This window comes from Thalassotalea coralli (assembly GCF_055786205.1).
The window spans coordinates 237,761-250,629 of record NZ_JBVVBK010000004.1; the positions used below are offsets into that span (position 1 = coordinate 237,761).

Sequence of the window (12,869 nt, forward strand, 5' to 3'; positions counted from 1 at the left end):
AAATGATTAATCGTTTGAAATATCGACCATTAAGTCGTCAGCAGTGGCTTCTAATGCTGTGATTAAGTCGTCAACACTGGATGCTGAAACTTCAATGCTAGCTTTCGCTTTGAATACTTCTTGGCCCGTATGAGGTGCAGCTTCATGGGCACTCACGAGTTTGACCAAGTTACCGCCTTGTTTGTGAATCACTGAAGATATCTCTTGAACAATGCCCGCTCTGTCGTTTGCCGTTAGCTCCAAAACTAAACTGGCGTCATTTGATGCCGTGCGATTCGTCGCTACTTCAAGTTGGCAATTTAAATCAGGGATACTTAGTAGCTTGTCTTTTAACGTATTCGTGTGAGCATCGTCGACAGCAATTTCAACAACGCCAGCAAAAAAGCCTGATAGATGGTGCAGGCTACTGGTTTGCCAATTGCCTTTTTCTTGAGAAACAATATCTGAAAGGGTATCGACTAAGCCTGGGCGATCGGGTCCAATAAATGTTAGTACTAAATGATTCATACGACTTCCTTAGTTTTATCGAGATAATAGGTATTAAGAAGAGTGGGTAAGTTGTGAAAGTTCTTTATGTAATTGGCTATCGTCGCCTAAATTTAATTCTACTAAGCGTCTTAAATGGGTAACGCTGTCTATATCTATCGCGTTACATTGTAAACCCATTTCGCTAGCAGCTTGATGGACAACGGCTATGTGCATACACACTTGTTGTTCTTCGCCGTCCAAAGAAAACTCCAAGGTGCCGAGTTTACTCTTTAAATTAGTACCGCATGACGGAATAGTAACAAGCGCGCCATTTAACGATATATCGAGAATATTCACGTGATAAGTATCGTTTTCTATTACTAAATTTGCGTCTATTTTAAATAGAATACGAGTAAATTGGCGTCTGTTTTCCATTGAATGCGTAAATTGCTACTAACTATACCTTTAGCATAGCGTGAAATATAAAAAAAGCACCCCATAAGGTGCTTTTTCTTTAATTTATAACAATTAAGCTTAAATCAAATCCAGTTACTTGGTAATTCGTTTGTATTTAATGCGGTGTGGTTCTGCGGCTTCTTTGCCATAAGTTTTCTTGAGCCATTCTTCATAATCGCTGTAGTTACCTTCGTAAAAGTTTACTTGGCCTTCGTCACGGTAATCGATAATGTGAGTAGCGATTCTATCTAGGAACCAGCGGTCATGGGAAATTACCATGGCACAACCAGGGAACTCTAATAAGGCTTCTTCTAAAGCACGTAAAGTTTCAACATCAAGGTCATTGGTTGGCTCATCCAGAAGTAATAAGTTACCACCCGTTTTTACAAGCTTAGCTAAATGAACACGGTTGCGCTCACCACCAGACAATTCACCTACACGCTTTTGTTGATCATTACCTTTAAAGTTGAAACGGCTACAATATGCGCGGCTAGGCGTTTCATAGTTACCAATGGTTAAAATGTCATGGCCTTCAGAAATTTCTTCGTAAACAGTATTTGAGTCATTCATGTCATCACGGAACTGATCAACACTTGCTAACTGAACTGTTTCACCTAGCTCAACTGAGCCAGAGTCTGGCTGTTCTGCACCGGATAACATTTTAAATAGTGTTGATTTACCTGCGCCGTTTGCGCCGATAATACCGACGATAGCACCTTTAGGAATACTGAAGCTCAAATCGTCGATAAGTACTCGTTCGCCAAAGCTCTTGGTTAAGTTATTCACTTCTAGTACTTTGTCACCTAAACGTGGACCAGGTGGAATATATAATTCATTGGTTTCGTTACGTTTTTGGTGTTCTTGATTGTTAAGCTCTTCAAAACGTGCCATACGCGCTTTGCTTTTTGCCCGGCGACCTTTAGGGTTTGAACGAACCCATTCAAGCTCTTGCTTAATGGTTTTTTGAAGTGCATTTTCAGAGCGTTTTTCTTGCTCCAAACGCGCATCTTTTTGCTCAAGCCATGAAGAGTAGTTTCCTTCCCAAGGGATACCATGGCCGCGGTCTAGCTCTAATATCCAGCCAGCTACATTATCTAAGAAGTAACGGTCATGAGTAATTGCCACAACAGTTCCTGTGTAGTCGTGTAGGAAACGCTCTAACCAAGCAACAGATTCAGCATCTAAATGGTTAGTTGGTTCGTCAAGTAACAACATGTCTGGTTTAGAAAGTAATAAACGACATAATGCGACACGACGACGCTCACCACCGGAAAGAACTGAAATACTTTGTTCCCAATCTGGTAGACGTAATGCATCAGCGGCGCGCTCTAAAACGTTATCTATGTTGTGTCCGTCTTGCGCATTGATGATGTTTTCTAGTTCGCCTTGCTCTTTAGCAAGGGCGTCAAAATCAGCGTCTGGCTCGGCGTATGCGGCATAAACTTCATCTAAACGTTTTATGGCATTTTTAACTTCAGAAACCGCTTCTTCAACAATTTCACGTACTGTTTTGCTTTCATCAAGCTCTGGCTCTTGCGGCAAATAACCGATGTTTGTGCCAGCTAACGCTTTCGCTTCACCTTCAAATTCAGTATCAACGCCCGCCATAATGCGAAGCAAGGTAGATTTACCCGCGCCATTTAAACCTAAAACACCGATTTTTGCGCCAGGGAAAAATGATAACGAGATGTCTTTTAAGATAGTTCTTTTTGGTGGCACCACTTTAGAAACGCGGTGCATCGACATGATAAATTTATCAGGTAATGGTTGAGCCATTAATAATGCCTTTTAATTGGAAAAATTTTTCTCTATTTTAGGTTATTGTTCCTTCGCTAGGCAACGTATTGCCGCACAAAAAATACAATTAAATATTTAACAGGGCTTTTAATTTATCTGCTCCCGCTCGGCTAGTACTTAATTCAGTGTTATTTTCGTCATTAATAATAACCATGAGCTTGCCATTGAAGTAGCGTTGGATCTCTTTTACATGATCTAAATTAATCATATAACTGCGGTGTATTCGAACAAAGTTTTGCTGTTCTAGCTGAACTTCGAGTTGATCTAAGGTATCTCCTAAATGAAGAAACTTTCCCTCATGCCAAGCGAGTGTACTTCGCTGCTCTGATTTGATGAATTTTATTTCAGAAGGGGACAGCAAGAAAATTCTATCGCCTTGCTTGCTCACTAATTTTTTCAATTCTGGCGTTGAAGAAGTGAACACGGGGGCTAGTGTAGTGCCTTGCTCGTTTAGTTTTCTTTGGTTTTTTACAACAGCTACTGCTTTTTCTATTGCGGCTTTTAAGCGAGATAACGGGTAAGGCTTTAAAAGGTAGTCTAGTGAAGACTTTTCAAAAGCTGATACTGCATATTGATCGTAGGCAGTCGTATAAATGATAACTGGCTGGTAATCCAACAAATCAACTACATCTAAGCCGTCTAGTTCTGGCATTTGAATATCAAGCAGAATAATGTCTGGGCGTAATTCATTGATACTGCAAACGGCTTCTTTACCTGTTGTGGCAAAGCCGATAACGTCTATATTGTCGAGTAAACTTAATTGGTGTGATAATTTATCTCGCGCAGGCTTTTCATCTTCCGCGTAAAAAAGCGTAATGGCTTGATTAGTGTTTGATTGACTCACAGCGCCATCTCCAAAGTAACGTTTGCGCCTTGTTTGTTAGTCAAAGTAATCTTTCCCTGTTTGAGTTGTTCGACACGTTCTTTCAAATTTTTCATCCCTATGCCTTGACCAAACCCTCTCTTGATAACATCTTCGGGAAACCCTTCGCCATTATCACTAATCTCGATATACATTTTGTTATTATCAGACGTTATCGATAGATTAATAGTTAATTGTTGATGAGATTGATTGTGCTTTATAGCATTTTCTATCACTGGTTGAATGAGCAGTGGGGGGACAGAAATATTTTTAAGTATCTCATCAATCTCTATATTAATGGTTAAGTTGTCACCAAATCGTGCCTTTTCGATATTTAAGTATTTATTAATAATGTCGAGCTCTTGTTCGAGAGGAACTCTTTGTTTGGCTGCGGTATCTAATGAGTACCTTAAAATGTCTGCTAGCTCGTGTAATACTTCATCTGCCAAGTTTGGATTTGTGTGAATGTAGGCAGAAATAGTATTTAAGCTGTTAAACATAAAGTGAGGGTTTAATTGGTATCGAAGAGATTCTAACTGAGCTTGTTTTCGATGCGCTTTCTCTTTAGCAATTTTTTTTCTGCTTTCAAAAAAGCGGGTAGCAAAATAGAGAATAGAGCCCCACCAAATACCATTAGCGATAACAAATAAGCCCATTCTTGGAATTTGATAAACGTGGTGGTTTAGCAAGTCAGTAATGCTATTTCCCAACGCCATGCAAGTTACAAGAATAAACCACTCTAACATGGTTATTTCTATTCCTGATTTTCTTAATCGAGCAATCAAATATGCTGCTCCCCAAACGGGTAACCAGAAGAAAGTGACAAACCAAAAGCTGGAGGCAATCCAGTTATCAACGTTAAATTTAGCCGCTCCAGCAAGTACCAAAATAAGCATGTAACTACAGTTAATGGTTAACAGGATTAGAAAGCTTTGGACTAAAAATTTTCTGGTTAACATCTTGTTAGGTGAGTCCTTTTATGCAGGTAAAACAAAAGATAAAAACAAAGCAAGGTAATAACTTACACCTTGCTTCGCTTTATGAGAAGCTAAAAATAAGCGATAGATTTAAGGGAAAACTGGTTGTCGCTATTGCCGCTTGGTATGCCTGGCATTTTACGCCACATAAAATTAAGGCCTGTAATATTCTTAGCTGACCATGTAACGGGTGTACCAAAGCCAAACTGTTTTAACTCATTGAAGCTTATTTTTACTGTTTGCCATTGCTCACTGGCAGGTAGTGCCTTCGAAAAATGGTCCCAGTCTTTAACGTCACTGTGATATACCGACAAACTAAACGGTACTGTTGAGCCTTTGTAGGTAATTTCAATACCTTGGTACTTTGAGGCATCATGCGCTTGTGCAAATTTAAGTTCAGTGCCAGCCCAAGCGCCAAAGTTTGTTGGTTTACCTAAGCGAGTGTTTACGATTAGTGCTTTGTTTTCTAACGATACCTGCGCAGAAGATTGTCCGCCCATAATGCTATCCGACAAAGCTGACCATTTATCTTGATGGGTAAAATCATCAATTTGCTTTTCAGTGTGTTGAGCGACAATAACTTGGTTACAAGCCTGTCCTTGTGGCGTAATGTTCTGATTCGCTGTTACCAAAGCGTCGCGGTTTATTAAGGCTCCATCTTTAATGACATGGCTAACTTGGTGTAGCGCTGAAATATCATCAACTGGGTTATTGTTAACAATGACAATGTTAGCAATATAACCTTCTTTTAATTGCCCCTGATTTTGCTCAATGCCAAGTAATTTTGCCGCATTAATTGTTGAGGCATTAATAATAGTGGTGTTGCTCAAGCCGGCTTGGGCGAGGGCATCAATCTCGTTATGTAAACCAAAGCCGTGCAATGTATAAGGGTTACCTGCATCCGAACCTGTGCCAATAGCAACGCCAGCTTTGTGCAGTTTTCTTAAGTTTTGATAGGCATGGTTTCTATTGTCCCAAGCTGTTTGCATCCATCGACTAGGTGCGGGAACTTTATCAAATAAACAGCCTGTAAGCTTCTCATGATAAGCAGGCAACAGAGTTTGTTGTTGGCTTAATGTTTGATGTTCTTTTTCTGATGCATGATTGTGATAAACGGCTAAAGTGGGGATATAGGTCACGTTATGCTTTACCATTAACTCGACAAATTCTTTATCTATCGCTTCACTGTTAATGCCATGGGCTAGCGCGGTTGCCCCCGCTTTTACTGCGCGTTTTCCGTCATCTAGCGTTGAAACATGTACGAAAAAAGGCAAACCAGCTTGTTTCGATAGGGCGCCTAATTTTGCAAGTTGGCTGTCGGTTAAGGTATTGCTGTAACCTCCAAAAGACTCTATTACCGCTTTTGTTACATGGGGCTTCGTTGCCAAATGCTCTTGCCATAAAGTAGGAATATCTTCATCTTTATTAATGACATAAGCTTTACCGCCGTACTGTGTGCCATGACCACCAGGGTTGGTGAATAAGGTGCCTGCATAAAAAAGATTTGGCGTTACCTTTTGCTTTTTTAGTGCATCGGCTTCATCAATTGTTTGTTTGAATGAAAACAAGTCGACTACACCTGTTACCCCTAAATATAAATTAGCATTGAAGTGTGACTCCACTGGCAGGTATTGGAATTCAGTAAAATTACTGCCGGAAGATCCTAAATGTACATGTAAGTCAGTCAACCCTGAAATTGCATACTTTCCTTGTGCATTGAGAACATTATCTGCGTGTTTTTTACGATCTTTTTCGCTAGTAATAGCAACGATTTTGCCATTATCAATATAAATACTACGCGTATCAGTAAAGCTGCCCTTATCCGCTTGATAAAGCTTTATATTGTCTATGCGAAGATCGGTAGCGTCACTGTGGAAAGCGCTAAATGCAACACCGGCAATTAAAAGTTTAATTAAAGGTTTCATGTTTTGCCCTCGGTTTTAGTCCATCAAAATGTTAAGGGGAGTGTAAGGGCGCATTTATCCTTTGTCGGTTGAAAGTGGATGAATCGACAATATTCTTGTTTGAACCGACAATCTTTATAGAAATATCAATATAGGAGGTGGTATCGACCTATTCTTTTTAACGTTATCGCCGCTAAGCAGAGTGATCTTTCTAGCAGTATTTCCGCGTAACACTCGATATAATGTTTTCAACCTTTTATGAAAAGTGCGTTTTATCCACACCATGATGTTTGCTAATTTTTCCGAACACTTTGAATCTGATCCAGTTGATGAGAACTATTGTCGCCAAGTTCAACAGAGTTATTCTTTTGTTGAGCCACAATCATTTTCCTCACCTGAACTTTTACTTTTAAATGAAGCCTTAGCAAAAGAATTATCCATTCAGGATTTTGACCTACATGAAAAAACACAATTATTAACTGGCCAATTGTTATTTGAAGGTAGTAAACCGTATGCTTTGGCATATGGTGGACATCAATTTGGCAACTGGGCTGGACAGTTGGGGGATGGTAGAGCAATCAACTTAGGTGAGTTAGCTGCAAAAGATGGCACAGCGATAACCTTGCAGTTAAAAGGCGCGGGAAAAACCCCTTATTCACGACAAGGTGACGGGTTAGCAGTGCTGCGTTCCTCTGTTCGAGAGTATTTGTGTTCAGAAGCTATGTATCACTTAGGTATAAAAACCACACGAGCATTAAGTTTATCGCTAAGTGGCGATCAAGTGATGCGAGATATGTTTTATGATGGCAACCCTGAGCTAGAGCCAGGTGCGATTGTGTGTAGAACGTCACGTTCTTTCTTGCGCTTTGGGTCTTTTCAATTACCTGCATCTAGAGGTGATAAGGAATTGTTGAAGCAATTGCTAGACTTTGCCATTAACAATTACTTTTCACATCTTGGCGAGCCAAACAAAGATACTTATCTAGCATGGTTTAAAGAAGTAGCTGATCAAAGTTGCGATTTAGTGATTGATTGGATGCGTGTTGGCTTTGTTCATGGTGTATTAAATACCGACAACATGTCGATGCTAAGTGAAACCATAGATTATGGCCCTTATGGTTGGATAGATAATTTTGATTTAGGCTGGACGCCCAATACTACCGATGCCCAAGGAAAGCGTTATGCATTTGGTGCTCAACCTGAGATTTTCCAGTGGAACTTATTTCAATTAGCGAATGCTATTTACCCGTTAATTGAAGAAGCAGAGCCACTTAATCAGGTTTTGTCGGATTTTGCGGTGCAGTATGAAGCTAAGTGGCAGCAAATGATGGCGAGCAAATGTGGCATAGTAGGTAACGGTAAAAAGCAACATGAATTGTTTTTGCAGCTTGAGCGCCTCATGACGGTGGACCAAGCTGATATGACCATTTTCTATCGATTGCTGGCTGATATGCCTAAACAGGATTATGTCTGGCGTGAACACTTTGCTTCTTGTTTTTATCAAGAAGTAAGTGATGATAGCTGGGGTCATTGGCAAGACTGGTTAAAAGATTATTCAGCACAAGTATCGTGGCAAGAAAGCGATATTCAATTGAGAAAAGAGGCGATGAACAAGGTTAACCCTTGTTTCGTGTTGAGAAATTACTTAACACAACAAGCAAATGATGCAGCTCATCAAGGTGATTATCAATTACTTCAAGAGTTAGCGGAGGCGTTAAAATCTCCTTATGAATATAAAGACACTTACAAACACCTTTACCAAAAGCGACCAGATTGGGCAAAAAACAAAGCAGGTTGTTCGATGTTGTCCTGTAGCTCTTAAACCAGAATAGCCAAAATAACTCAGCAGTTACTTTGGCTTAATCTTTATCTAAAGCTTGTCTTAATTTCTGCCGGTATTGGAGAGCGATGATGCGAATAATATCTCGCCAAGTAATTATGCCAATGGGCTCGAAGTTATCATTCACTATAGGTAAACACGATATCCTGTTGTCATAAAATAGTAATACTGCCTCGTTTAAACTGGTGTTCAGTGTTGCAGTAATTAACTCTCGACTCATGTAAATGTTTACTTTTTTTCTAAGTAACGTGGCGTCACGCGGCGTTTCATTACGGGTGTCTATGGTGGGACTCAACTGTTTATAAAGGTCACGGTCGGTGAAAACTCCAGTGAGCTCTTTGTTATTTAATATGAGTAAGTGGTGAATAGGGTACTTATCAAAGGCGCGCTTAGCATCGCCTAAATTATCGTCAATATTGAGTGTGATAATATTTTTAGACATTATTTTCTCAATACTCATACGCGCTTCCTCTTATTCTGTTGATTCCTTACTGTAATACCATAATAGCTTAAAAAGAAATGTACAACGTAACGCAGTGATATTTATGTGTTTATTAGTTTATCTTCCGAATGATGACAGTCTGTCACAAAAGTGTCACAAAACTGTCTTATAATCGCCGCAGTTAAAATTCCACCACTATATTTAAAGGTATTTTTAGTGACGATTGCGTTGAAATCAGCTGGTACTCGCCACCTGAAAAACTCGTTAGCGCGCTGGTTAATAACACTGGGTGGCGTCAGTGTTCTATTTACCCTAGTGCTTATTTTTCTATATCTTCTTTATGTGATTAAGCCGGTATTTGAATCGGCACATATTGAAGAAGCTCAATCTTTTGAAATCAGTAACGCTGAAAACGTGCTTGCGTCCGGCGTAGATGAGTTACAAGAACTTGCCTACGTTATTAATAACGACAGCAGCATTAATTATTTCGCGCTGAAAAACAGTCAAGATGGCAAGATAGGCGAACAAGTATTTTCACTTAACTTACAAGATAACAATTTAGACAAAGTTGTAAATCTAGACGGTGATCAGAAATTATTGATCACAGATTCAGGTGATGTGAAATTAGTTGCACCTAAGTTTCAGGCGCTATACGAAACAGGCTCTCGTCAAATTGTACCTAATATTACTTACCCGTTAGGTGAAGAGTTTATTGCTGTTGATGAGCAAGGTGAGTCATTTGAGCATATTAGTTTTGCAATGAATGATGAGCGCGCCGTTTTTGTAGCATATACCGCTGACGGTCGTCTAATCAAAACCAACTTAATTGCCGAAGATGATTTTTCTTACGACCCTGAATTTGAAATTGAATATCAAGATATCGAATTGCCAACTAATCGTGTCGATAATGTATTAGTGACGCCTGATTTGGCAATGGCATTTGTTCGTAGCCAAGATCAAGTATTTGTATTTGATTTAACGGATGAATATAGCGTTGAATTAAAAGCGACAATTATTCCTCAGTTAGGTCAAAACAGAAGCACACCAAGTCACATTACTAGCATGGCACTGTTGTCAGGTGGTAGCTCAGTGCTATTAGGTGACAGTAACGGTGTTGTTAGCCAGTGGTTTGAAGTAGCGACAGAAAACGGTCGTGAATTTAAACAAATTCGCTCGTTTAAAGTGAGTGATACCGAAGCGGTCGCAAAAATATACACTGAGCAGTTCCGTAAGAATTTCTACACGGTTACTAAATCTGGTGAAATGGGCTCTTTTTACACAACAAGTGACAACGATTTATGGCGTGGTCAGTTGGTAAATAAGGTGCCGGAATCTTTTGTTATCTCTCCACGTGCTGATGGCTTACTCATTTTAGAAAACAGCAAGCTTTCTTTGTTTTCTGTTGAAAACGAGCACCCAGAAGTGACTTGGTCTGCTCTATGGCAAGAAGTTTGGTACGAAGGTTACCCTGAGCCAGATTATATTTGGCAATCAACGTCTGGTTCTGATGACTTTGAAGCTAAGTTCTCATTAGTACCTATTTCTTTCGGTACGATGAAAGCGGCGCTTTACGCTATGTTATTTGCTGTGCCAATTGCATTAGCTGCAGCGATTTATACAGCATATTTTATGACGCCTGCGCTTCGTAAGAAAGTTAAGCCAACCATTGAAATTATGGAAGCATTACCTACGGTAATTCTAGGCTTCTTAGCTGGTCTTTGGTTAGCACCAATTATTGAAGAGAACTTACCTGCGATAGCACTGTTGCTTGTACTCTTACCTATTACCGTATTTATTACCGCATATGGTTGGTACAAATTACCTAAACAAATTAAAGGTCGTTTACCTGAAACGTTAGCACCATTGTTATTAGTACCTATGTTAATCGGTGCATCTTTGTTGTCATTCTCATTATCTCCTTGGATGGAAGTAACTTTCTTCGGTGGTGACGTTCGTCAGTTTATTACTAACGATTTGGGCATTGATTTCGACCAACGTAACGCTTTAGTTGTAGGCATCGCGATGGGCTTTGCGGTTATTCCTACTATTTTCTCAATGGCAGAAGATGCGATTTTCAGTGTACCTAAGCACTTAACTAGCGGCTCTTTAGCGCTAGGTGCTACGCAATGGCAAACTTTAACTAAAGTTGTGCTATTGACAGCTAGCCCAGGTATTTTCTCTGCGGTAATGATGGGCTTAGGCCGCGCAGTAGGTGAAACTATGATCGTATTAATGGCAACTGGTAATACACCTATTGTTGATTGGAGTATTTTCCAAGGGATGCGTACATTATCGGCAAACATTGCCGTTGAAATGCCAGAATCTGAAGTCGGTAGTTCTCATTACCGCATCTTATTCTTAGCGGCATTTGTACTCTTTGTCTTTACTTTCGTCTTTAACACGCTTGCTGAGTTTGTACGTCAGCGTCTGCGTGAAAAGTATAGTTCGTTATAAGGTGAGGATAAAAAGATGAATAAATGGTTTAAATCTGGCTCACCTTGGATCTGGTTATCAGCAGGTGGCGTAAGTTTAAGTTTAATTTCTGTATTAGGCTTATTGTATTTGATTGCGAGTCATGGTCTGTCATATTTTTGGCCATCAACGTTGCACCAGTTTGATATGGTGGACAAAAACGGCAAGCAAACAACGGTTATTGGTGAAATCTATGACAGAGAGTGGATCCCAGCTTCACAGCTAGCGCACTTAGACTTAGATCTTAAAGGCGAAGATGAACTTGAACGTTTACTGATTAAAACGGGTAACCGTGAATTAGTCAGCTTAGACTTCCGTTGGATCTTAATGCCAGAAGTTGTTAAGCAGTCGCAACCAGAAGACTTAGTGGTTATTGAGCGTCGTAAAAACGGTAACTTTTATGGTTTTATCGAAAGCTTGCACTTAGACGGTAAAGAAGTATCACTAGATAAAATGCCTGAGCTTTTAGAGCGTGTTACGCAATTTCAAGAAGAGATTGAGGAACTTCAAAAGGTTGATATCGGTGCGATTAACTATCAAATCGAGCGCCTGCGTTTGCAAGAGCGCAAGTACCGCCTACAAGATAAGTTAACGGATGAGCGTGCTAAAGAAATCGCTGACGAAGTAAAAGCCCTTAAAGATGAATATTTGGTGCTTGAGCAGAAGCTAGGTGTATTACGTAACAACATCTCGCGCGATTACTTAAAAGTTCGCGCAATGGATGGCCAAGTTGTTACCATTAATTTTGAGTACATCTTAAAGATTGAGTCAAACAACCAATTAAGCTTTATTGAAAAAGTAGGTACCTTCTTTTCACAAATCGGTTCGTTTATTGCTGATGATCCACGTGAAGCAAATACAGAGGGTGGCGTATTTCCTGCGATTTTCGGTACTGTATTAATGGTATTGTTGATGACAGTTATCGTTTCACCATTAGGTGTTGTTGCCGCGATTTACTTACATGAATATGCGGGTAAGAACGCTTTTACTAAGTTACTTCGTATTGCGGTTATTAACTTAGCAGGTGTTCCTTCAATCGTTTATGGTGTATTTGGCTTAGGTTTCTTTGTCTACATGGTTGGTGGTACGTTAGACCAAATTTTCTACCCTGAAACCCTACCTAGCCCTACATTTGGTACGCCAGGCGTGATGTGGTCAGCGATTACCTTAGCGATTCTAACGCTTCCTGTTGTTATTGTATCAACAGAAGAAGGATTAGCGCGTATCCCATCAGCAATGCGCCACGGTAGCTTAGCGCTAGGTGCAACGAAAGCTGAAACCTTATGGCGAATTATTTTACCAATCGCTAGCCCTGCTATTATGACAGGTATTATTCTAGCGATTGCTCGTGCAGCGGGTGAGGTAGCTCCATTAATGCTAGTTGGTGTTGTTAAGATGGCACCGAACTTACCATTAGATGGAAACTTCCCGTTCTTACATTTAGATCGTAAGTTCATGCACCTTGGCTTCCATATTTATGATGTTGGCTTCCAAAGCCCGAACGTTGAAGCGGCGAGACCATTAGTATATGCAACGGCACTATTACTTGTGACTATCATCATTGCCCTAAATATGACAGCAGTGTCGATTCGAAATCGACTTCGTGAAAAATACCGTATGTTAGAGCACTAATTTAGTCAGCTTTAACGAG

General features: G+C 40.0%; 10 protein-coding genes. 3 read left to right on the forward strand and 7 right to left on the reverse strand.

The features are described 5' to 3' along the window. Positions 1-6: 6 nt before the first annotated feature. From ACOB80_RS12060 to ACOB80_RS12085, 6 genes are all read right to left on the reverse strand, one after another. On the reverse strand, positions 7-507 hold the full coding sequence (locus ACOB80_RS12060) for a glycine cleavage system transcriptional repressor (protein WP_473166085.1): 501 nt from the start codon (positions 505-507) through the stop codon (positions 7-9). Positions 508-540: 33 nt separating this feature from the next. Then, positions 541-903, reverse strand: coding sequence for a PilZ domain-containing protein (locus ACOB80_RS12065; protein ID WP_473166086.1), 363 nt, complete (start codon positions 901-903; stop codon positions 541-543). A 114-nt stretch (positions 904-1,017) separates the two neighbouring features. Beyond that, positions 1,018-2,700, reverse strand: coding sequence for an energy-dependent translational throttle protein EttA (gene ettA / locus ACOB80_RS12070; protein ID WP_473166087.1), 1,683 nt, complete (start codon positions 2,698-2,700; stop codon positions 1,018-1,020). 88 nt (positions 2,701-2,788) lie between these two features. After that, a complete protein-coding gene (locus tag ACOB80_RS12075) occupies positions 2,789-3,565 on the reverse strand; it encodes a LytR/AlgR family response regulator transcription factor (protein ID WP_473166088.1) in 777 nt (258 codons plus the stop codon). Next, positions 3,562-4,479: a sensor histidine kinase gene (locus ACOB80_RS12080; RefSeq protein ID WP_473166089.1), complete on the reverse strand. Its 918-nt coding sequence runs from the start codon at positions 4,477-4,479 to the stop codon at positions 3,562-3,564. Before ACOB80_RS12080 ends, ACOB80_RS12075 begins: the two co-directional genes overlap by 4 nt. A 152-nt stretch (positions 4,480-4,631) precedes the next feature. Beyond that, positions 4,632-6,485, reverse strand: a complete 1,854-nt coding sequence (locus tag ACOB80_RS12085; RefSeq protein WP_473166090.1) for a CIA30 family protein — start codon at positions 6,483-6,485, stop codon at positions 4,632-4,634. Positions 6,486-6,747: 262 nt separating this feature from the next. On the opposite strand from ACOB80_RS12085, the gene ACOB80_RS12090 reads away from it, so the two are divergent. Further along, positions 6,748-8,286 carry a protein adenylyltransferase SelO gene (locus ACOB80_RS12090; RefSeq protein ID WP_473166091.1) on the forward strand — a complete coding sequence of 513 codons (1,539 nt, stop codon included), beginning with the start codon at positions 6,748-6,750 and terminating at the stop codon, positions 8,284-8,286. Between the two features lie 37 nt (positions 8,287-8,323). Here the strand turns inward: ACOB80_RS12090 and ACOB80_RS12095 are convergent, their stop codons facing one another. Further along, entirely contained in the window at positions 8,324-8,764 is a 441-nt protein-coding gene (locus ACOB80_RS12095; protein ID WP_473166092.1) for a CBS domain-containing protein, read from the reverse strand. Between the two features lie 198 nt (positions 8,765-8,962). On the opposite strand from ACOB80_RS12095, the gene ACOB80_RS12100 reads away from it, so the two are divergent. Both ACOB80_RS12100 and pstA read left to right on the forward strand, forming a co-directional pair. Beyond that, positions 8,963-11,200 carry an ABC transporter permease subunit gene (locus tag ACOB80_RS12100; RefSeq protein WP_473166093.1) on the forward strand — a complete coding sequence of 746 codons (2,238 nt, stop codon included), beginning with the start codon at positions 8,963-8,965 and terminating at the stop codon, positions 11,198-11,200. Between the two features lie 15 nt (positions 11,201-11,215). Beyond that, the gene (pstA, locus tag ACOB80_RS12105) at positions 11,216-12,850 is read left to right on the forward strand and encodes a phosphate ABC transporter permease PstA (RefSeq protein ID WP_473166094.1); all 1,635 of its coding nucleotides are present in this window, start codon (positions 11,216-11,218) and stop codon (positions 12,848-12,850) included. The last annotated feature ends 19 nt before the right edge of the window (positions 12,851-12,869 follow it).

Bases quoted from the DNA above. Each gene is read 5' to 3' on its own strand.
- ACOB80_RS12060 (WP_473166085.1), bottom strand. From the start codon at position 507: ATGAATCATTTAGTACTAACATTTATTGGACCCGATCGCCCAGGCTTA.
- ettA (WP_473166087.1), bottom strand. From the start codon at position 2,700: ATGGCTCAACCATTACCTGATAAATTTATCATGTCGATGCACCGCGTT.
- ACOB80_RS12080 (WP_473166089.1), bottom strand. From the start codon at position 4,479: ATGCTTATTTTGGTACTTGCTGGAGCGGCTAAATTTAACGTTGATAAC.
- ACOB80_RS12085 (WP_473166090.1), bottom strand. From the start codon at position 6,485: ATGAAACCTTTAATTAAACTTTTAATTGCCGGTGTTGCATTTAGCGCT.
- ACOB80_RS12090 (WP_473166091.1), top strand. From the start codon at position 6,748: ATGATGTTTGCTAATTTTTCCGAACACTTTGAATCTGATCCAGTTGAT.
- pstA (WP_473166094.1), top strand. From the start codon at position 11,216: ATGAATAAATGGTTTAAATCTGGCTCACCTTGGATCTGGTTATCAGCA.
- ACOB80_RS12095 (WP_473166092.1), bottom strand. From the start codon at position 8,764: ATGAGTATTGAGAAAATAATGTCTAAAAATATTATCACACTCAATATT.
- ACOB80_RS12065 (WP_473166086.1), bottom strand. From the start codon at position 903: ATGGAAAACAGACGCCAATTTACTCGTATTCTATTTAAAATAGACGCA.